17 protein-coding genes are annotated in these 19,983 nt (G+C 68.1%); 9 read left to right on the forward strand and 8 right to left on the reverse strand.

Going from position 1 to position 19,983, the window contains the following annotated elements:
- Positions 1-19: 19 nt before the first annotated feature.
- From BJY22_RS27700 to BJY22_RS27715, 4 genes are read left to right on the forward strand one after another with little or no spacing between them, the layout of a single operon-like run.
- Positions 20-1,009, forward strand: coding sequence for an iron chelate uptake ABC transporter family permease subunit (locus BJY22_RS27700; RefSeq protein ID WP_167212259.1), 990 nt, complete (start codon positions 20-22; stop codon positions 1,007-1,009).
- A complete protein-coding gene (locus tag BJY22_RS27705) occupies positions 1,006-1,797 on the forward strand; it encodes an ATP-binding cassette domain-containing protein (RefSeq protein ID WP_167212262.1) in 792 nt (263 codons plus the stop codon). The genes BJY22_RS27700 and BJY22_RS27705 overlap by 4 nt, the downstream gene beginning before the upstream one ends.
- Positions 1,794-2,804, forward strand: a complete 1,011-nt coding sequence (locus BJY22_RS27710; protein WP_167212265.1) for an ABC transporter substrate-binding protein — start codon at positions 1,794-1,796, stop codon at positions 2,802-2,804. Before BJY22_RS27705 ends, BJY22_RS27710 begins: the two co-directional genes overlap by 4 nt.
- A 6-nt stretch (positions 2,805-2,810) precedes the next feature.
- Positions 2,811-4,064, forward strand: coding sequence for an MFS transporter (locus BJY22_RS27715; RefSeq protein WP_167212268.1), 1,254 nt, complete (start codon positions 2,811-2,813; stop codon positions 4,062-4,064).
- Positions 4,065-4,096: 32 nt separating this feature from the next.
- On the opposite strand, the gene BJY22_RS27720 is transcribed toward BJY22_RS27715, so the two are convergent.
- Entirely contained in the window at positions 4,097-6,868 is a 2,772-nt protein-coding gene (locus BJY22_RS27720) for a LuxR C-terminal-related transcriptional regulator (RefSeq protein ID WP_167212270.1), read from the reverse strand.
- Between the two features lie 153 nt (positions 6,869-7,021).
- Between BJY22_RS27720 and BJY22_RS27725 the strand changes: the two genes are divergently transcribed.
- From BJY22_RS27725 to BJY22_RS27735, 3 genes are all read left to right on the forward strand, one after another.
- Complete coding sequence (locus BJY22_RS27725) at positions 7,022-7,345, forward strand: hypothetical protein (RefSeq protein WP_167212273.1); 324 nt, start codon at positions 7,022-7,024, stop codon at positions 7,343-7,345.
- A 311-nt stretch (positions 7,346-7,656) separates the two neighbouring features.
- Entirely contained in the window at positions 7,657-9,327 is a 1,671-nt protein-coding gene (locus tag BJY22_RS27730; RefSeq protein ID WP_167212276.1) for an MSCRAMM family protein, read from the forward strand.
- 175 nt (positions 9,328-9,502) lie between these two features.
- Complete coding sequence (locus BJY22_RS27735) at positions 9,503-10,441, forward strand: hypothetical protein (protein WP_238350476.1); 939 nt, start codon at positions 9,503-9,505, stop codon at positions 10,439-10,441.
- A gap of 45 nt (positions 10,442-10,486) precedes the next feature.
- On the opposite strand, the gene BJY22_RS27740 is transcribed toward BJY22_RS27735, so the two are convergent.
- On the reverse strand, positions 10,487-11,224 hold the full coding sequence (locus tag BJY22_RS27740) for a hypothetical protein (RefSeq protein WP_167212279.1): 738 nt from the start codon (positions 11,222-11,224) through the stop codon (positions 10,487-10,489).
- 173 nt (positions 11,225-11,397) lie between these two features.
- Between BJY22_RS27740 and BJY22_RS27745 the strand changes: the two genes are divergently transcribed.
- Together BJY22_RS27745 and BJY22_RS27750 are read left to right on the forward strand one after the other, a co-directional pair.
- Entirely contained in the window at positions 11,398-12,423 is a 1,026-nt protein-coding gene (locus BJY22_RS27745; RefSeq protein ID WP_167212282.1) for an NAD(P)/FAD-dependent oxidoreductase, read from the forward strand.
- Between the two features lie 39 nt (positions 12,424-12,462).
- Entirely contained in the window at positions 12,463-12,963 is a 501-nt protein-coding gene (locus BJY22_RS27750) for a DinB family protein (RefSeq protein WP_337759244.1), read from the forward strand.
- Positions 12,964-13,557: 594 nt separating this feature from the next.
- Here the strand turns inward: BJY22_RS27750 and BJY22_RS27760 are convergent.
- The 6 genes from BJY22_RS27760 to BJY22_RS27785 all read right to left on the reverse strand — a co-directional run bounded on the left by BJY22_RS27760 (position 13,558) and on the right by BJY22_RS27785 (position 19,966).
- Complete coding sequence (locus BJY22_RS27760) at positions 13,558-14,280, reverse strand: SDR family oxidoreductase (RefSeq protein WP_167212288.1); 723 nt, start codon at positions 14,278-14,280, stop codon at positions 13,558-13,560.
- A 293-nt stretch (positions 14,281-14,573) separates the two neighbouring features.
- Positions 14,574-14,942, reverse strand: a complete 369-nt coding sequence (locus BJY22_RS27765) for a hypothetical protein (protein ID WP_167212291.1) — start codon at positions 14,940-14,942, stop codon at positions 14,574-14,576.
- Between the two features lie 630 nt (positions 14,943-15,572).
- Positions 15,573-15,836, reverse strand: a complete 264-nt coding sequence (locus BJY22_RS27770) for a hypothetical protein (protein WP_167212294.1) — start codon at positions 15,834-15,836, stop codon at positions 15,573-15,575.
- A gap of 416 nt (positions 15,837-16,252) precedes the next feature.
- Complete coding sequence (locus BJY22_RS27775; RefSeq protein WP_167212297.1) at positions 16,253-17,191, reverse strand: hypothetical protein; 939 nt, start codon at positions 17,189-17,191, stop codon at positions 16,253-16,255.
- Positions 17,192-17,276: 85 nt separating this feature from the next.
- Complete coding sequence (locus BJY22_RS27780) at positions 17,277-18,341, reverse strand: alginate lyase family protein (RefSeq protein ID WP_167212300.1); 1,065 nt, start codon at positions 18,339-18,341, stop codon at positions 17,277-17,279.
- Positions 18,338-19,966 carry an extracellular solute-binding protein gene (locus BJY22_RS27785; RefSeq protein ID WP_167212303.1) on the reverse strand — a complete coding sequence of 543 codons (1,629 nt, stop codon included), beginning with the start codon at positions 19,964-19,966 and terminating at the stop codon, positions 18,338-18,340. Before BJY22_RS27785 ends, BJY22_RS27780 begins: the two co-directional genes overlap by 4 nt.
- Positions 19,967-19,983 lie beyond the last annotated feature (17 nt).

The following is a 19,983-nucleotide window of genomic DNA, read 5'->3' on the forward strand; positions in this document are numbered from 1 at the left end:
GCCCATCGTCGCGGGCCTGGTGCTCGTGCTGGCCGTCACCGTCGTGCTGAGCTCCGGGATCGGACCGGTGCCCGTTCCCGTCGGTACGACGGCCAGGATCCTGTGGGCCCATCTCGCCCCCGGCGAACACATCGCCACGTGGTCCCTCGCGCAGGACCAGATCGTGTGGCAGTTCCGGCTCCCGCGGACGCTGCTCGCAGCTCTCGTCGGCGCTGCGCTGGCAGTCGCCGGCACGGTCCTGCAGGCAGTCATCAGGAACCCACTCGCTGATCCGTTCGTCCTCGGCGCCTCCTCCGGGGCCTCCTTGGGTGCGGTTGCGGCGCTGGCAGCGGGCGCAGTGGTGCCCGGCGTCGTCGTCTCCGGCGCCGCGTTCTCCGGCGCCGCCGTCGCAGCACTGCTCGTCTTCGTGCTGGCCCAACGAGGCGGCCGCGTCGAGTCTCTGCGACTGGTTCTGGCAGGCGTCGCGCTGTCCTACCTCTTCAGCGCCGCGACCAGCTGGATCACCGTCACCGCGGAGCACGGCAAACTTCCCGGTCTGGTCTTCTTCCTGCTCGGCAGCGTGTCGACGGCCACGTGGAAGATGCTGGTGATCCCGCTGATCATCGTGCTCGTCTGCGTGGTCCATGCCCTCGCGCGGGTCGGACCGCTCAACGCGGTGATGACCGGTGACGAGACCGCGACCTCCTTGGGCATCGACGTCTCGCGGTTCCGTATCGAGATGCTGCTCGCCACCTCGTTGCTGACCGGCGCGGTGGTCGCGGTCAGCGGCGGCATCGGCTTCGTGGGCATGGTCGTCCCGCACATCTGCCGGCTCGTGGTCGGCGCCGATCACCGGCGACTGATCCCGGTCGCGACGCTCGGCGGAGCGATCTTCCTCGTGCTCGTCGACATCGTGGCGCGGACAGCAGCCGCCCCGCAGGAACTGCCGATCGGCATCGTCACCGCCGCCGTCGGCGCTCCGTTCTTCCTCTGGTTGCTCCGCCGCCGGCCCGCCGGAGGTGTCGGGTGAAGGTGCAACTGCAGGACATCACAGTCGAGTTGTCCGGCCGGCCGGTGCTCAGCGACGTCGACCTCGAGGTCCGCGCCGGCGAAGTGGTCGGTCTGCTCGGGCCGAACGGCTCCGGCAAGTCCACCCTGCTCCGCACGATCTATCGTGCGATCCGTCCGCGTGACGGCGTCGTACAGCTGGGCGATCTCGACGTATGGCGTTCCACGACGCGCGAGGTGGCGCGGCACTGCGCCGTACTGACCCAGGACAACGTCACCGAGGTGGAGCTGAACGTCCTCGACGTCGTCCTCCTCGGTCGCATCCCGCACCGCTCCCTGACGCGACGCGGCGCCGGGGACGACATCGCGCTGGCGCGCCATTGTCTCGCCCAGGTCGACGCACTCCACCTCGAGGAGCGAATGCTCCCCACCTTGTCCGGCGGCGAACGTCAGCGAGTCATGCTCGCCCGAGCACTGGCCCAGCAACCCAAGGTCCTGTTGCTCGACGAGCCCACCAATCACCTCGACATCGCCCACCAGCTGGAACTCCTCAGCCTGGTACGACGTCGCGGCGTCACAGCGATCGTCGCACTGCACGACCTCACTCTCGCAGCGGCGTACTGTGACCGGCTCGTCCTCCTGGAGCAAGGCCGCGTCGTCAGCGTCGGAGCGCCCGACGAAGTACTGACGCCCGAGCGCGTCGCGGCCGTCTACGGCATCACCTGCGACGTACTGGTCCATCCGCGGACCGGGCGACTGCTGCTGGCACTGACCCAGGCCGAATCCCCCGCAAAGGAACCCGTCGAATGATGAACCGACCGACCCGCCCTCTCCTCGCAACGGCCGTGGCGCTCGCCAGTCTGGTTGCCTGCGGCACCGTGTCCGCCGGCCCGCAGCCCTCGCCCGGTGGTCAGTCCACCGGCGCGCAGTACCCGATGACCATCAAGAACTGCGGACGCGAGTTCACCATCGCCAAGGAACCGCAGCGCATCGTGAGTCTCTCGCCCGGCCAGACGGAGATCCTGCTGCGCCTCGGCCTGAAGGACCGGATCATCGCGCAGGCGCAGGAGGCAGCGTCAGAACCGGATCCGGAGCTGGCTGACGAGATCAGGTCGATCAAGTCGTTGGGAGCCAAGACCCCACCGAGCAAGGAGGTCCTGATCGCGCAGTCGCCGGACCTCGTCTACAGCGGCACGGAGTACGAGTTCAACACCGAACAAGGCTTCGCCGGCAAGGACGAGCTCGTCAAAGCCGGGGCAACGCCGTACGTCGCGACCGCCGGCTGCGCGCAGCGGAGATCGACCGGAACGGTCGAGGACGCGTTCACGGACGTGCGAACGCTCGGCAAGGTGCTCGGCCGCGCCGAGCAGGCCGCCGAACTCGAGAAGCAGGCCCGCGCCGGCCTCTCCGCGGTGACCGAACGCATCGCCGGGCGTACGCCGGTCAAAACCGCTCAGGTCTTCTACGAAGGCGGAAAGCTCTACGCGATCGGCGCTGCGATCGAGGTCGACATGCTCCGCCTCGGCGGCGGCCAGAACGTGTTCGCCGCGACCGAGCAGCGGTTCGCGGACTTCTACGCCGCCGAGGTCAACGCCGAGGTCGTCCTCGAACGCAACCCGGAGGCTTTCGTGTTCGCCGTACAGGACGACACCCACGAGCAGCAGACAGTCGACTACCTGAAGCGCACGTTCGCCAGCACGCCTGCGGTGCGCAACGGCCGGCTGGTCGGCGTACGGAACGCCACGTTCGCACCTGGCACGCTGGCGTCGATCCAGGGCGTTTCGGCCATCGCCGACGGCCTGCACCCGCGGGGCTGACCGACCGTGTCACGCCCGGCCGGGACGCTCCTCCTGCGCGACCGGACCTTCGTCTACTTCCTCCTCGCCCGAACCGTCGCCGTACTGGGCTCGGCCATCACCAGCGTCGCGCTGCCACTCCTCGTCTTCCAGGTGACAGCTTCACCACTGGTGACGTCCCTGGTCACGGCGGTCCAAGTGGTCCCCTACCTGTTCTTCGGACTGATCGCGGGCGCGATGGCTGACCGGTTTCCCCGACGCCGGCTGATGCTCAGCTGTCAGGCGGTGTCGGCCGTCGCGCTCCTCTCGGTTCCGGTCGCGTCTTGGGTCGGCGAACTCTCGGCGGTTCATGCCGTCCTGGTCGCCGCCGCCATCGCCACCAGCTTCGTGTGGTTCGACGCCGCGGCCTTCGGAGCCCTGCCGGCACTTGTCGGCCGGGAGTACGTCGTACCGGCCAACAGCATGATCTGGAGCGTGACGACGCTGGCCGGACTCGGCGGACCGGTCATCGGCGGTGCTCTGGTCTCCGTGGCCGGCGCCGCACCTGCGCTGTCCTTCGACGCTGCCTCGTACGTCGTGGCCGGCGCGCTCCTGGCCCTCATCGGGAGATCGTTCGACGCCCCGGGCCGAGCACGGGCCGAGAGTCGGGGCGGACTGCGCGCCGGCATCCGGGAAGGGCTGGAATTCGTCTGGCGGCAACCGGTGGTCCGCTCCCTCACCCTGCTGGGCGTCGGCAACTCGATCACCGGCGGCGCGGTGAGCGCGCTGCTCGTGGTGTACGGCGTTCGCGAGCTCGGGCTGTCGGAGGATGGCAGAGGTATTGGCCTCCTGATAGCGGTCACGGCAGCCGGCGCCTTCCTGGCCGCGCTCGCCCTGCCGAGACTGACCGATCGTGTACCGATCGGGTGGATCACCATCGCCGCGCTCTCGGCCAATCCGGTCGCCTTGCTGCTGACCGCGGTCTCACCGTCACATCCGTGGGCCATTGGTCCGCTGCTGCTGTGGAGCTTCACCAACACGCTGACGGTCATCAACGGCATCGCCGCCAGACAGGTGGTCACACCGTTGGACCTGCAAGCGCGCGTGAACACTACTGCCCGGATGCTCGCCTGGGGAGGCACACCACTGGGCGCGCTGGCAGGCGGGCTACTGGCCGAGGCCGCAGGCGCTAGATACGCCTACGCCCTGATGTCCTCGGCGGTACTCGTCAGCGCGCTTCTCGCCTGGCGCTCGCCACTGCGTTCCCGCACCTTCGGGACCGTCGAGTCGCCCGTCGGCTGAGACACCACACCGCGGTCTACGCCGAGATCCAACTACGTCGGCGGTGGTTCGTTCAGGCCGAGCCGGGCAGCGATGGCGGCGGCTTGCACCCTGGTCTGTACGCCGAGCTTGTCCAGGATGTGGGTTACGTGGACGCTTGCGGTCTTGGGGCTCATGTAGAGCGCTTCGCCGATCTCGCGATTGGTCAGTCCGTCAGCTAGCAGCGCCAGGACCTGCTGTTCGCGGGCTGTCAGAGCAGGCGGACCAGCCGGCCCCGGTACCGACTCCGCGGGCTCGTCGGCGCTGCCGCCTTGTCCTGTGTCGATGCGGGCAAGTCGTGCGAGTACGCCGATCTGCTCGAGCAGCGGCTCCGCGCGGAGGCGTTCGGCAAGGCGCCGTGATGCGGTGAGCTGTTCGGCGGCTGCGCGTCGGGCGGCGGCGCCGGGGAGACTGGTCAGGACCGCCTCGGCGGCGCGCAGGTGCGCCTGCGCCTCCTCGTACGGCCGACCGAGCGCGGACCATTCCCGCGCCGCGAGCAGCCACGGATCCGGGTCGAAGGTGCCCGCGGCGCGCGATCGCTCGCCGTCGATTACGGCAGTCACGGCCGCTCGGGTCCGGCCTCTGGTGACGCCGCCGAGGCGCGACACCAACCGTTCGAGGCGGTCAGGCGCACGAATGGCCGCAGCCGCCTCGAGACCAGCAAGGAGCAGCCCGGCCTCCATTTCCTGATCAGCGCTTGCGTGCACGGTGCCGGCCACTGACAACGCCAGCTCGAGCGCCTCCTCCGCACGACCCGTCTGCAACAACAGGCGGGTTCGACCTTCGCCGTACGACCCGACGAACAAGGGTTGATCGCGTTCACTCAGGGACGCCGCCTGACGCAGCGACTGCTCCGCCGCCGCGATGTCACCGCGCGCCAGGTGCACATGGACCACCATCGCCTGGAAGAAGCCCAGATCGGACGGGGCCGACGGCTCGGACATCCAGGCAACAGCCTCGTCCCATCGACCGGACTCGTACAGCGCTTGGACGACGTTGCCGTCCATGATGTCCTCGAGCCAGTGCCGGCCCAGCATCAGCCGGCGTACCCGCCGCCCGACGAAGCGGGCGACCTGCGCGGCCCGGTCCGGGTCGCCGAGTCGCAGGTACGTATCGGTCAGGACGACGCCGGCCATCGCGAGGTCCTCGGGTTCGGCCAGCTGGTGCGCGATCGCGAGTGCCGTCTGGTGATGTCCGAGCGCTTGTGCGAACAGTCCCTGGAGAGTCGCCCTGAGACCGAGCAGGGCGTGAGCCTTGCCGACCGTCCGGGTGTCCGCGTACTTCGTGGCGAGATCGAGCGCGACCTGCGCGGGTGCCTCCGCCTCGTCCCATCGTGAGCAGGTGCCGAGCGCCATCGCCTGGCAGGCGCAGATCCTGGCCCACGTCGGCTCGTCGTCGGCGGACGCCAATCGCTGGGCGAGCTCCACGTCGCGCAGTGCCTGCTCGGTATCCCCGACGGTGGTTCCGAGCCAGCAGCGCGTCAACGCTGCGCGCAGCACCTCCTCGCGCGTAGTAGACATCGCCGTCAGATCGCCCTCCAGCAGCGCCATGGCCCTGACCGTTTGACCTACAGAGGCCAGGTGTGTCGCCGCGGACACGAGCAGCGACAGTTTCTCGGGTACGTCGGACGCGTCTCTGCGGGCGGAGCCCCACAACGACGCGGCCACGGCGTACCAGTGACCGGCCTCGGCAATCGCGTACCCCCGCTCGGCCGCCACAGCAGCCCGCACCGACCAGACGAGTCCGTCGTCGGCGTCGTCGGCGCGGTGGTACTGCTCAGCGACCTCCGCGACCGCGGCTGCGCTCGGCCGGTCGGGCAGAACCGCCTCCAAGCACCTCGCCAGCCTGCTGTGCAGCCGTCGCCGATCACGCGACAGCAGGCCCTCGTACGCGACTTCAGCCAGCACGGGGTGGCGTGCCGTCGCACCGTGCCCTGGCTCGCGCACGACGAGGCCTGCCGCGCACGCCTCCCAGACGGAGTCCGCGGAACCGGAGGCCGCGGCGAGCATCTCGTCGTCGGTCAAACCGCGGCCAAGGGTCGCGGCGGCGGCGACCACCATGCGGGCCGGCGAACCGACGGCATCGAGCCTCGAGAACAAGACCTGGCGCAGCGACTCCGACGGTTCGGCAGCACCGCCGGCCAGCTCGGCGTTGAGATAGGGGTTGCCGGAGCTGCGCGCGTACACCGCCGCCACGACCTCAGCGGAACACTCCGGCAGTTGGCGAGCGGTCTCCTCCAGTGTCAGCCGGCGCAGGGGTACGTCGGTGACCGACAGGATGCGCAACTGTTCCCCGAGCCACCGCGTGTGCTCGGGGTCAGGGTCCTCGTCGCGCCAGGTCAGCAGGACCAGCAGACCCGACGCGGGGAGGTTGCGGCTCAGATGCGCCAGGAAATCCAGAGTCGACGCATCCGCCCAGTGCACGTCCTCGACGACGAGCACCGCGCCGCCTTCGGCGATCTCGCCCATCGTGCGCATCATCGACTCGACGGCCCACGCTCGCCCCGCCGCAACCGACGTGAACACCTCGCCGTCGGGATCCCGGCCCACCCCGAGCGCGGCGTCGAGTCCGCCGTACGCCACCGCACCGGACAACGGCGCGCAGGCACCGCTCAGGATTCTCAGACCGTCGGAAGCGGCATCCGCCACGGCAGCACGCACCAGCGTCGTCTTCCCGATTCCCGCGTCACCGCGCACGATCGCGACGGCCGACTGTCCAGACAGTCCAGCCGTCAGCTCCCCCAGCAGTGCGAGCTCCCTCTCGCGGCCGATCATCGCCCCGCCCACTCCACCATCATGCGCCCGTACACCTGGCCCGGTAAGGCATCGGCCACGGCCGTCTAAGGAAACGCCGCGACGACCCGCGCGCGGATGCCCGATGTGCTGAACCCGCCAGCGGACGGACTCTGATGGAAACACCGAACTCCACAAGGAGAAGTCATGAACAACAAGCGTTTCATCCTCACCGCGCCCGTCCTCGCCGTTGCCGCTCTCGCGTTCACAGCGGCGGAGTCGAACGCCAAGGTCCTCCCCGTAGACCCCGCCCCCGCTGCCGCCATCCTTCCCGAACCCGGCCCACCGACCTACCCGAACTATGAGCCGGTCCCGGCGGTCCCGGCCCAGTCCGACATCACCGCCTCCACTGTCGCCTCGGACGACACCGCATCCGAAGCACTCCAAGCCGGCGCATCAGGCCTCGGCGGTGCCGCCATCGCGTTCGCCGGCATGTGGCTCTACCGACGCCACCAGACCCACCTCGCCTAGAGACCTCCGAGACGGTTGCCCTGCGCCACAATTGACCTACTCCACGGATTCTTCTTCTGTTGCACGATGCGTCGTCACGCAGGCCGGTTCGGTAGTCGCGGTCGAAGCGTTGTACAGCAGGGGATCCGGGCGTAGCGTCGGCATCGGATTCTGGCGACGCGGCCGGCTGGGGGGCTTGGTGCGCGACCTCGCCTGGGGGGCATTGGGAACACACGAGCCGCGTAGGGATGGACTACGCGCGCGCCTCGCCGTGAGGAGACCGTCCGGCCCGAGACACGGACCGGGCACTCGATCTCCGGAGGGGGAAGACAATGACGTCTTCACTGGGGGCCGGCCCATGGGCCGGCAAACGGAGGACGCGGCGGCCGTTGATCGCTGCCGCGATCCTGGTACTGGTAGGTAGCGGGCTGGCCGGGTCTCCGGCGCTCGCGGCGCATCCCGAGGTCAGTCTGGCGGGCAGCAACTTCGAGATCGACACGAACGCGAACCTCAAGGTGGACGACGCGGCGCCGTCGATCGACTGGGCGAGCGTCACCGAGTCGCGCAAGGCAGACAAGCCGACGGGTGCCACCGACGATTCGTTCGGCCAGGGCACCAAGGAGGACACCGCCGTACCCAGTGTGGTCGACGGCAGCATCCCGCCCAACAAGAGCGATCTGCTGACTTTCGGCGTCTACCTCGAGACGGTCGGTACGGACAGGTTCCTGCACATGTACTGGCATCGTGTCCAGGAGCCGTCCGGCACGACCAACATGGACTTCGAGTTCAACCAGTCCTCGACTCTGACGGCCAACGGTGTGACACCGGTCCGCACCGCGGGCGACGTACTGATCCAGTACGACCTGTCCCAGGGCGGCACCAACCCGGTGCTGTTCCTGTCCCGATGGGTCACCACCGGCGCGACCTCACAGTGCGAGGCTTCCAACTCGCTGCCGTGCTGGAGCGACAAGCAGAACCTGACCGCACAGGGTGACGCGACGGGCTCGATCAACACCACGGCGATCCCTGCCGGCGAGGCGGACGGGCTCGGCGGCATCTCGGCCCGGACGTTCGGCGAGGCGTCGGTCGACTTCAACGCTCTTGTCGGCGGCGACCAGTGCGTCGGGTTCGGAAGTGCCTACCTGAAGAGCCGTTCGTCCGACTCCTTCACCTCGGCGCTGAAGGACTTCATCGCCCCGGAGCCGACCAACATCAACCTGTGTGGCACGGTGAACGTCGTCAAGACCGACGACGCCACGCCAGGAGCCCCTCTGGCGGGCGCGGTGTTCCAGCTGCGCAAGGACAACGCACCGCTCGGCGGATCACCGGGTGCGGAGGACACCACCGTCGGCACGTGTACGACGGCCGCCACCGGCACCTGTTCGTTCGGCAACCAGGTCCTGCAGGGACAGTACTGGGTGGTCGAGACGGTTGCACCGGCCGGGCACGATCTGGCCAGTCCGCCGTACCAGCTCGTCACGGTAACGACCGGTCAAACCGCCACAGTCACGTTCGTTGACCCACGGCAGCGTGGCGCGATCCTCATCACCAAGACCAGGAAACACGCGGCATCCGGCTCCGGATCGCATCCGCACGCCGGGGTGACGTTCACCGTGAACGGCGCCAGCAAGGTGACCGACGCCAACGGTCAGGCGTGCTTCGACGGTCTGCTGTTCGGGAGCTACAACGTCACCGAGACGGTTCCGGCCGGTTACGTCGCCGACGGCGCCACCACGAAGGCAGTCCTGGTGGACAACAAGGCGGGCTGCAGCGATTCGCCGTACGTCGGCGAGACTGTCGCTTTCGGCAACACACCGCTCACCGACCTGTCGGTGTCGGTCGACTCGCAGATCGACGGCGGTACGGCGTCGACCATCACCTGCACCGGTCCTGGTGGCGGGACGGTCGCCAACGGTACGACAGGTGCGAACGGTGACGGTTCGGCTTCGGCCACGAACCTGCCGCCGGGAACCTACACCTGCACGATCGTGATCGACCCGTAGCAGGACGCTCTGCCCGCATTCCCTCCAGTAGGGCAGAGCGCAGGGTGCCCGGAGTCATCAAGACTCCGGGCACCCTGTCGTTGCCTCACCACGCAACTTTTCGGGTCTGGCGAGTATCGAGCTAGGCAGGAGTGCGACTTCGTACCCCGGATGCTGTTGGAGAGTGATGGTCAACATGTCGAGACGACTCAGTACTGCGGGGCGGGTGGCTGCTGCCGCTGCGCTGGCGACGGGGATGCTGGCCGGGGCTCCAGGCGAAGCCTTGGCTGCTGACACAACCTCCACCGCGGCGTGCAAGATCGAGCCCGGGTCGGTGACCTCCGGTGGCGATCACACGCACCGGGTGATCACCGCCGGCTCACCGTCAACGGTGCACGAGAAGGCGCGGTACGCCGACATCTATTCTGAGGGACTGCCCAGGTTGAGCAGCCTGTTCTTCAACGACCCGGTCGTTCCTGGTTTCGGCGGTGCGTACGCCGGCCATGTGGTGATCGGCTCGGGGCTGTACAGCAGCACGTACTTCCTCACGGAAGGCGGCGAGGTCGACCGGTCGCAGTCACACAACTTCCGGATCGGTGGCGGCTGGGGTGACGCCACCTTCCTCGAGAAGAGCTACCCGCACGACACGAACCCCTGGGCCTTGGTCAACCACTACGCGCTGCGCGGAAACGGCACGCTCACCCGATGGGACTCCAAGGGCGGGTTCGGTTGGACCAACCCACAATCCGCGGGCGGCTTCTCGGCAGTCAAGACGATGACGCTGATCAGCCAGACCGCGACGTACGACACCTTCCTGGCCACCACGCGCGGGGGCGCTCTCTACACGATCCGGCTCCCCCTGACGTCGCCGATCAAGCCGGTCGTCAAGAGAGTGCGCGACTCCACTTGGCAGGCGTTCGACGCCCTGATCGCCGAGAAGTGCGGCCAGTACGGCACCCTGCTGCTCGGCATCGACAAGGACACCCAGTCCGGCTACCTCTACGCCGTCGGCCACGCGAACGGCGCTGCCACGGTCATCAAGGGCCTCGGCAAGGTACCGGCCACCTTCACAGACCCGCTCTATTTCCGCCACGCAGCCGAGCCCGGCACCGCTCCACTGCTGTTCGGGGAGTGACGCGTACGCCGCTCTCGCGCCGTACCTCCCCGTAGCGAGGGGTCGTCAGTCCGACTGTGGACCGCCGGCTGGCGCCTCGGTCTCCGACGTCGGCGGCGTACCGGCCGCGTCACGAGTTGGTGCACGCTGTGCCGGGACGGCCGGTGTCCGCCGCGCCGCACGCAGCACCCCGATGACGGCGCCGATGAGCCACAGCGCGAAGGCCGCGGACGCCATACCGCCGCTCCAGAAGCCGGACAGGCACAGCGCGGCGACGGCGTACGACAGCCAGGTCGCCCACGCCGGCAGGACCCGCGCCCGCTGGCAGATCCGCGTCGTGACAGCGATCAGCACACCGCATCCGATCAGCCCGGTGAGTGCGAGGACCAGCCCCGCCGTGCCGAGCGCGCGGGCGGTGTCCGGGTCAGCTGTGAACTCGCCAGACCATGCCGCGAGCGCACTCGCCACATCGAGCGAGACACCAGTGATCAGCAGCCCGCCGAACAGCGCCGCGGCCGGCACGATCGCATGCGCGAGCGGGTCGCCGCCCGACAACCCGTCCAGCACTCGCCGCAGACCAGTTGCGAACCACAGCAGCAGCGCGACCCCCGCAGCGAGCACCGGCATCCCGATGCCGGCAGCGACCTGCCGCGCGTCGTCGTTCAGCCTCGCGAGGATCTCCGAGTCCGACATCCCGGGATCGTCGACGCCGACCAGGTAGCCCAGCGCCACTCCGCCGGCAAGCAGCCCAATCGAAGCAGCACCCGCCCATCCCGCCCGCCGAAGAGCCTGTGCCTCGTCCATGCCGCCTCCCACAGTCGCCACCACGGGTGGTCGGAGGTGACGCACACACCAAGACCCGGCCCGCGGCGCGTAGCCCCACTCCGAGCATGCGGCCGCGCCGAGCCACCAGCAAGAGCCGCGGCGGATGACAATATTCGGTGTCTTGACGATGCCCTGCCTGCTAGAACACTGGCATGGCGGATCGCAGCATTGTCGTGGTCGGGGCCGGCATCGTTGGGGCGTCGCTGGCGTACCACCTAGCGGGGCGCGAGCGGCCGGTCACGCTCATCGATGCGGAACTTCCTGGTTCGGGCGCCACGAGGGCTTCTTTCGCCTGGATCGGGCGACCGGTCTCCAGTGACTTGCCGTCAGCGTCGCTGCGCTACCTCGCCCTGGACGAGTATCGGCGGCTGGAAACAGAGCTTCCCGAGTTGTCGATCCGCTGGTCGGGTTCCCTCAGCTGGGACGGCTTTGACGAAACCCCCGGGGCGATTACACGCGATGCCGGGTCGCTGGAGCCGCACCTGCTGAATCCCCCGGCCGAGGCCGGCCATCGCCCGGAAGATGCGGCGTTCGACCCGCTCGCGACGACCGAACTCCTGGTCGCCGCCGCACGCGATCGGGGCGCGCAACTGCTGACGGGCACGCCGGCGATCGCCCTCGACCACCAAGCGGGCGCCGTGAGCGGTGTCCGGACGACCGCCGGAGTTCTTTCCGCTGGGACCGTCGTCCTGGCTGCCGGCACCGGCACGGTTGCCCTGTGCTCCGGGATCGGCGTCACCCTGCCCGTCGAATCGTCCCCTGCAATTCTCGTCCGGCTGCGCGCGACGCCGGGCCTGGTCCGAGCGATCGTCGCGACGCCCTCCTTGGAGGCCCGGCAGCTCGACGACGGAACGATTCTGGCTCCCACTACGTACAGCGGAGAGACGGACCAGGCCGCGCTACTCGAAACCGCGCGACGTGTCCGCGACCGGTTCGCTGCTTCCTTCGCCGGGGCCGGCGACACGGAGGTCGTCTCCGTCGAGATCGGCTGGCGACCGATGCCCACCGACGGCGAACCGATCATCGGCCGGCCCGCCGGCACCCAGGGCCTGTACGTCGCTGTGATGCACTCGGCGATCACGCTGGCGGCCGCCGTTGGCCGCCTTGCCGCTGACGAGATCCTCACCGGGGTACCGGCCCCCGAGCTCGCCGGCTGCCGGCCAGACCGGTTCCAGTGACGCGCCGGGAGCGCATGATGAGGTGTGGATCGGAATGCGGTGCATGAGGAGCTGGAACGCGCACGGCTGACCTTCCACGAACTGGTAGAACACGCCGACACCGACGCCCTGCGCCGACCCTCGAACGGCACGCGATGGAACAACCAGCAACTGCTCTTCCACATGCTGCTGGGCTACCTGATCATCCGCGCCTTGCTCAGGCTGGTCCGTGTCTTCGGCCGCCTGCCGCGCGGAGCCAGTCGCACGTACGCGCGGCTACTGAATGCAGCAACCCGACCGTTCGACGAGGTGAACTTCCGCGGCTCGTACGCCGCCGGCCGCACCGTGAGCCCGCAACGCATGCTCGTGATGTTCGACCACGTCATCGACAAGCTCCACCGACGCCTCGACGCCGAATTCGACACAGACCTGGCCCGGGGCATGCACTACCCGACCCGCTGGGATCCGTTCTTCAAGGACTACATGACCCTGGCCGACGTCTACCACTTCCCTACCCAGCACTTCGACTTCCACCGGCGGCAGCTCACCCTCGACGATTGAGTCAGCAGCAGGTCTTCAAATAGTCCTGGAGGTCAGACAGGGCCGCCCCTCGCTCTCTATCTGCCGCACCACGCAGCCAGGCGACCCAGGACTACGGCTGGTACTCCTGGAGGCCGGCGAGCTGACTGTCGGATCCTGGCCGCAGTACTACGACAGCCTGACGCTGTTCTCCCCGCCGGCTACAGCGGCCGCCCCGGCGATCCGGACCACTACCCCACCCGGAACAACGTCACCTATCTCGAGAAGCTTGCCCTAGGCATCGACGCCGAGATCCGCATGACGACCCGAGCCACCCCCCGGCTCCGCGGCGGCCGTGACATGCACTACTTGGCTCCACACGTTCACACCTTCAACGGGTCACCTTCGTAACCGGCTACCGCCCAAACCTCCCGTACCTCAAGAAGCTCGGCGCACTCGACGCCACCGGCCTCCCCCGCGGCCTCTCCCTCACGCACCGCGGCCTTACCTACCTCGGCGTGGAATTCCAGCGATCCTTCTCATCGAACACCCTCCGCGGCGTCTCCCGCGACGCCCAGTACGTCGTACGCGCTCGCAGGGACGTAGGCCGTCGCGGTCCTTCGACCACCAGCGCGTTCAGAGTTGCTGTGTGGGGCGTACCAGAAGTTCGTGCACCGCGACTCCGCGAGGGCGGGTCACGAGATAGCTCACCGCGTCGGCCACGTCGGTCGGACGGAGCCACTCGAAGTCTGTGCGCGGCGTGTCGGTCGTGAGTTCGGTCTGCACCATGCCGGGTTCGACAAGCCCTACTCGGACTCGCCGTCCCGCGACCTCCTTGCGCAACGCTTCGCTGAACGCGCCGACGGCGTGCTTGGTCGCCGCATAGACGCCGTACGGCGGACCAGCCATCCGGCCGGCGACGGAACTGATGGTCACCACGTCCGCCACACCACGCGGCCCCTCCGCGGCTTGAAGCAGATGCGGAAGCGCCGCCTGTGTGCAGTGGAGAACGCCGAGGAGGTTGACGTCGACCATCGCCTTCCACTGAGCGACATCCCCTCCCTCGATCGGGCCTGTCACTCCCGTACCGGCGTTGTTGACCAACACGTCGATGCGCCCGGTCGCGGCGACGACCGCCGCGACGGCCTCGTTGACAGAACCTGGATCGGTGACGTCGGCCTCGATCGCCAGGGCCCGATCCGTACCGAGCTTCGCCGAGAGCGCCTCGAGTCGATCACGTCGACGCGCCAGTAACGCCACCCGTGCTCCCAGGTCCGCGAGCGTCATAGCTGTCGCTTCACCGATGCCACTCGAGGCACCCGTCACCACCGCCACCACGTTCTCGAGCGGTCCGGCCATCTGCACCCTCCAGGTCAGCGATCGTTTCTTGTCCACGCCGACTGGTCGGCCGTCGGTAAGATGTTAACAGCGCCGAAATTCTCGAAGGCACAGCACGGCCACGCGATCCCCTGAGAGCACTCAGCCCGCGCGCTCCGGCGTCATCTTCGGACTCACCAACGCCCGCAGACCAACGACCGCGGTGCAGTGCGACAACGATGACGCCGGTACGACGGAGATCATGACAGCGATCGTGCACGCCATCGAGGAATCCGGTGACACCACGCGGGCCGGTCAGCTGATCGGGAACCTGTTCAGCCGGTCGCGAGCCGCGGGCACCGCTGGAAGGCGGGGAACGACGGGTCTGGCTGGATGAGCTCCAGGTACAGCGGCTTACCGTCGACCTGGCCGATCACGACGAACACGCCGGTCCCGACGACCTTGGCGTTGGGGTTCGCGTAGTTGAACTGGATGCGGAACCCATCCCGGAACGGAACGATCCCGGTGATGAACCCGGACGCCTCCAACGGCTTGGCGAAGTTGTCGGCCTGGCTACCACCCGAGATCCCGGGCGGTCCCAGGGGATCTTGCCCTGAGCACCATTGGCCGACGATTTCGTGCACGGTAGCGGACGCGGGCAGTGCTGGAACGATCGCGAGCCCCGCCGTCGCTGCAACGGCCACAACGGCACGTGAAATGAAGCGCATGGCAACCCCCAAATGGTGTGACTCCCCCTGCTCCGGTGGTAGCACCCGGCGGCCCACGCGTCAACGCTTCACCCACGTCCGTACGCCGACCAGCACCCACCGTTCCAGCGCGGTCACCCGGACGATCCGACACGACGAAATGCCCTGCTGGCACGGCGTTCAACGGTGCCCAGCACCCCTCGCCGCGCCACGCATCGGCGCCTGCACGGACAGCAACCAGGGCGATCACGAGAGCCTTGCCGGTACGCCGCTGCGCCCAGGTTATAAGCGGCATCACCAGGAGATGCGCCCGCCGACCAGCCCACCGCCGCTCCACCCGATCCAACGACGGAGCACGAACTTGCCAATAGCAACTTTCCCGAACGGTCCGAGGCTGCCCAGGGTGCCAGGTGTGTCGGCGTCACGCTCGGGTCCTGACTCGACCCGCCACCGAACAGCAACCCGCCGCCGGTGGTCGGCGACGCACCGACGCACGCCCGCGGATTCGACCCGCAAGCGACCACCGGGCCCCGAAGCCGCATGGCGCAGGTTGACCGCCGCTCGTCGCGCCCTCCCAACCCTCAGCGGGCCCGCGGTCGACAGGGCTTGGGGACGGTGACAGCGCGCTTACCTAGAGCCGTTGTTGTCGGGTAGTTGCTGGGCCCCGACTCGACCGTCGCGAGCGGCGGTGATCAACAGGTGCGGGCCGGCCGCCCAGATCAGGACGGGGGCACCCAGTTCCAGCGTGCGGGCGGCACGCAGTACACCCTCCGGCCGGCCAAGAGTGGCTTGCCAAAGCACGACCGTGCCGTCGCCGCCGATGACCAGGCGACCGACCGAGCCACGACGCCACGCGAGGGCGGTGATCGTCTCAGGCCCCAGCGCGCACATCGGTGAGCACGGCCGACGTGACGAACGGGCCCAACCGTCCGCCACCCACAGCGCAGTACGGCGCCATCGCCGACGCCCGCCGCCACGACCGCGGTCACCCCGATCGCGGCCTCCTTGGTAATCATCGGCGCACGACGGCGGAGCCTCACCCGCCGGGTGCCTTACCTGCCTAGCGCCTCGTGAAGCAGCTCAAGGCGAGCGCATCGGAAGCATGAACCTGCAACACTCCAGATGACCCCACCCGCCCGAGCCCCCGTCTATCGCCACATCGGCGGTGGGACATATCGTTCGAGTCAAGGCAAAGCTGAACAACCAAAGAGGGTCTCGGCTGCTCGAGTCGGGACCGTCTTCGTCGCGCACAAACTCCGAAATGTCACCAAGGGCCGCCACTAGTCACCGAAGGCGTACCAGGGACGTCAACCGCGGTTGTAGGGCTGCACCGCCGCCTTGCTGGCGCCGATCCTCAGGTTCCGGAAGTCGGAACGGAACGTCGCACCCGGCTGGTAGTCCTTGTACATGCCGAACTTGATCCTGAACTCGTTCTTGAAGGAGTCATCCTTGCACGTGGAGCGCGTCGCGTAACCGAAGTACTCCTCCCGCTCGAAGAGCTTCTCCTCGACGGTGGTCGCTCCCACTCTCTTGTGGTACACCGCGATACGCCCCTTCGGCGCGCCGTCGTGGTAGGGCTCCACGTTGTACTTGATGACGAAGGAGTGCCATTCGTTGGCGCCGATGCTCTTGGTCGCCATCGAGATGTCGTAGTTCGTGTCGGGGTCCTCGCCTCGGCGCACGAACTGGAGGTTGTGCCCGTTGCCGGCACCAGATTGGATGCGCACGCCGCCGATCGGGTTCGCGGTGCACTGCCACAGCTGCAGCACGTACGCCCCGCTGCCCGTCACGTCATCGACGCCCTCGGGGATGCGAACGTCGAACCCGACCCACACGTCGGTGTGGAACGGCAGGTCCCAGCCCGTCGCCAGCTCCGTGCGATCCCGGAGGGTGTTTCCGGCAGCGTCCTTCCAGGTGTTCTTGGCCGGGTCCTCAACGATGGCGCCTTCGTACCTGAAGTCCTTGTCCGTGCGGAACGTCAACGCCCGCGCGTCCGCGGTCCCGGTGATCTGGGGTGCCTGCCCCGCTCCCTGACACTTGCCTGGAAACCAGCCGGCACCCTCCCGGAGGTTGCCGCCGGCGCCCAACGTCGCACTGCACGCACTGGCGTTCTCGATCGTCCAGCTCTCACCTGCGATACCCGCCGAGTAACTGGGTACGGCGGCTGCTGCCGCGCTGGCAGGTGAGCTCGTCACTGCGGCGAAACCCACCGAGGCGCTCAGCGTCAACGCAACGGTGAGAGCCATCGTCTTTCGAGCAAGTCGACCATGGGCGGAGATCTGCATCTGTGTCATTCCTTCCTTAGAGGGGAAATGCTTCGTTCGCTGATGCTCAGGTCGGGATGTGTTCCATGGCTGCGGTCGACGGGATCTCGGGGGCGGGTAGATCTTGCCTTCGCAGGGTTTCTGCGAAGGCTTTGAGGCTCGGGGTCTGGTAGACGGTGGCGGCTTCGTCGGCGAGCCAGAGAGCGGTTCGGTCGAGGTCCGAGGGCTGCCGGGGCCAGATCCATCGGCGGTCGTCGGTGGCGTGGCGGGCCCAGAAGTGGAACGCGTCGCGGAGACTGCCGAAGCCCGGTTCGGCGGGCGCGTTCCAGAGGTCGCGGCCTTCAGCAGCTGCGACTCGGCAGCAGACTGCGAAGGCTCGTAGACAGTAGATGGTGTAAAGCAACGAGTCGGGACGGGCCAGTTCTCTCGGGAGCGCGCCGCCGGCAGCGATGTGGCGGAGCCGGATGCCGAACCGATCGAGGATCTCGGTGAGCGCGGTCCGATCATCGACGAACTGCAGATAGCGCAGTACCTGCGCGTCCCACCAGACTCCGTGGTTGTTGGTCATCCGTTCTTCCTGCCGGCCGAGTTCGCTCGACCGCATCCAGTGGGTCAACTCGGCGAACCAGTCCTGCAGGAGCGGGAGCCGTTCGGTGAACCGTCCGGCCCCCACCAGCAGGTCGACGTGATCCAGGAGGTCGGTTAGGAGCGTCGCCTCGATCTGCCCGATCGCCGCACCGTCGTGCTGACCGGGCAGCGCGGCAGCGTGAGCGAAGTTGGGGCGCATCGCGGTCGCCGGGTCTAGGAACCAGCGTTCGAGACGTGCCTCCGCGGCGTCGGCGTAACGTGCCTCGCCGGTTCGGAGGTGGGCTTGCACCAGGGTGTTGACGGCCGCGACCGTCTGCCGGAACCGCCGTTTGTCGTAGCGATCGCTCCACGCGTCCGGGTTCCGCCGGCCGTCGATCCTGATGTACGGGAGACCGTCGGCTGTCTGCGGATTCGGCCAGGAGTAGTTGCCGACCGAGTAGTAGTCGTGGGCGTCTCCGGCCCAATCCGACGGCTCGCGGTCGATGATGGAATACGGCCGCCCGGCCAGGAACTCGTCGGCCTGGGTCGTCAGTTGACGGCTCACTTGGGTCCCGCCTCCGAGAAGGCCTTCTCATACTCGGCCCGGATCTGGTCGCCGCCGCCGTTGCGCCACTTGGTCACGGCCGCCTTCCAGCTCGAAACGGGTGCGCGTCCGGCCAAGATGCCGTTCCGCGCATCGGTCAGGTCCTTGCCCAACTGCAGACCTTTGGCCGCATCGGTCTGGGAGTACAGGCCCTGGGTCGGATCAGGGGCGAGAATCGGCAGAGCGGCTTCCTGATAGTCGAAGCGGGCCTGAGCGACGTCGCGCCGGCCCGGGTCGTAGATGGCCTGGGTCGGTCCGCAGACGTACCCGAACGGCACCAGCCGCAGATTCTGCCCGCGCGAGTTCACGATCGGATCCCTGCCCTCGAACTTGAACGTCTGGCCCTCGATCCCGAAGCTGCGCAGGAGGTACTCGGAAGATCCGAACGGCGCGGCGAGCCAGTCGAGCGCCCGGAGCACCTCGCGAATCCGGTCCGGTTCGGCCTGGGTGACTGCGGTGAACGCCTGTGCTGCGCTTCCTCGCGGATGCAGGGGCTTGCTGGACGCGTCGTATCCGAACATCGCAAGAGACCCGAGCTTGAAGCCTGGCACCTCGGCGCCCCACATCTCGTACTTGCTCCAGCCGGCGTACCCGCCGAAGACGATCGGGGTGGTCCCGTTGGTGAACCAGTCATTGCGTTGGTTGTTGGACGCCACCAGGCCGTCCGGGTGGAAGACGCCGGCGTCGGCCAGCTCGCGGGCGTCGGCCAGCGCCGTCTCGTACGCCTCCAGCTCGATGTTCGAGGTGAACTTCCCGCCGTCCTCGATCCAGTTGCCAGGTATTCCGAGGGCACCGGTGATCATGGTCAGGGTGCCGCCCGGATCTCCACAGGCCCATCGTGACTTGCGCTCGTTGGTCAGCCCCTTCAGCAGTGCCTTGAACTCGCCGATGTCCTTGGGCTGCGCGGGCAGGCCGCTGCCGGCAACGAGGTCGGCGCGGATCCAGGCGACCCCCGGGATCGGTACCCGGGCGATCGGCACTCCCCACAGAGCGTTGCCGTACACCGTCTTGCGCCACGAGTCGGTCGAGAGACCCGCCAGGTTCGGATAGTCCTTGATGGCATCGCCCGACAAGTACTCGGTCAAGTCGGTGAACTTTGCCTTCAGCAACGCGGGCAGCTGCTGCACCGAGCCGTAGATCGACACCAGGTCGGGCAGATCTCCGCCGGCCACGGTGGTCGCGAACCGTTGAGCGTAGTCAGCCGCCGGTGCGTACGTGATGTCGAGCCTTCCGCCAAGTCGCTTGTCGACCTCCTGCCACAGTGGATTATCGGACTTGCCGGGCGCCACCGGGTCGAAGGTGTAGGTGAGTGCGGAGATCTGGCCACCCGACAGCGGTGGCGTACTGACCGCCGCGACAGGATTCGGCGGGTACTCGAAGTACCCGCTCATGCCGAGCGGGTGTGCGCTCTTCAGCGCGGGTTCGGCGTCCCCGGCCTGGGCGAACGTCGGAAGAATGTCCGCTCCGATTCGGCCAGAGGTTCCCGTCGTCGTCTTGGCGGAGCAGCCGAGAGCTGATCCGGCGGCACCGGCGACGGCTGCCGCGGACAGCCCTTTGAGCAACGTGCGGCGCGAAAGCGCATCCATGGTTACGGTTCCCTCCT

This window comes from Kribbella shirazensis, assembly GCF_011761605.1.
GTDB classification, from domain to species: domain Bacteria; phylum Actinomycetota; class Actinomycetes; order Propionibacteriales; family Kribbellaceae; genus Kribbella; species Kribbella shirazensis.

Excerpts from the sequence above, each read along its gene's own strand:
- BJY22_RS27785 (WP_167212303.1), bottom strand. The coding sequence starts at position 19,966 with ATGGATGCGCTTTCGCGCCGCACGTTGCTCAAAGGGCTGTCCGCGGCA.
- BJY22_RS27770 (WP_167212294.1), bottom strand. The coding sequence starts at position 15,836 with ATGTGCGCGCTGGGGCCTGAGACGATCACCGCCCTCGCGTGGCGTCGT.
- BJY22_RS27735 (WP_238350476.1), top strand. The coding sequence starts at position 9,503 with ATGTCGAGACGACTCAGTACTGCGGGGCGGGTGGCTGCTGCCGCTGCG.
- BJY22_RS27725 (WP_167212273.1), top strand. The coding sequence starts at position 7,022 with ATGAACAACAAGCGTTTCATCCTCACCGCGCCCGTCCTCGCCGTTGCC.
- BJY22_RS27775 (WP_167212297.1), bottom strand. The coding sequence starts at position 17,191 with ATGGCTCTCACCGTTGCGTTGACGCTGAGCGCCTCGGTGGGTTTCGCC.
- BJY22_RS27760 (WP_167212288.1), bottom strand. The coding sequence starts at position 14,280 with ATGGCCGGACCGCTCGAGAACGTGGTGGCGGTGGTGACGGGTGCCTCG.
- BJY22_RS27710 (WP_167212265.1), top strand. The coding sequence starts at position 1,794 with ATGATGAACCGACCGACCCGCCCTCTCCTCGCAACGGCCGTGGCGCTC.
- BJY22_RS27730 (WP_167212276.1), top strand. The coding sequence starts at position 7,657 with ATGACGTCTTCACTGGGGGCCGGCCCATGGGCCGGCAAACGGAGGACG.
- BJY22_RS27740 (WP_167212279.1), bottom strand. The coding sequence starts at position 11,224 with ATGGACGAGGCACAGGCTCTTCGGCGGGCGGGATGGGCGGGTGCTGCT.
- BJY22_RS27745 (WP_167212282.1), top strand. The coding sequence starts at position 11,398 with ATGGCGGATCGCAGCATTGTCGTGGTCGGGGCCGGCATCGTTGGGGCG.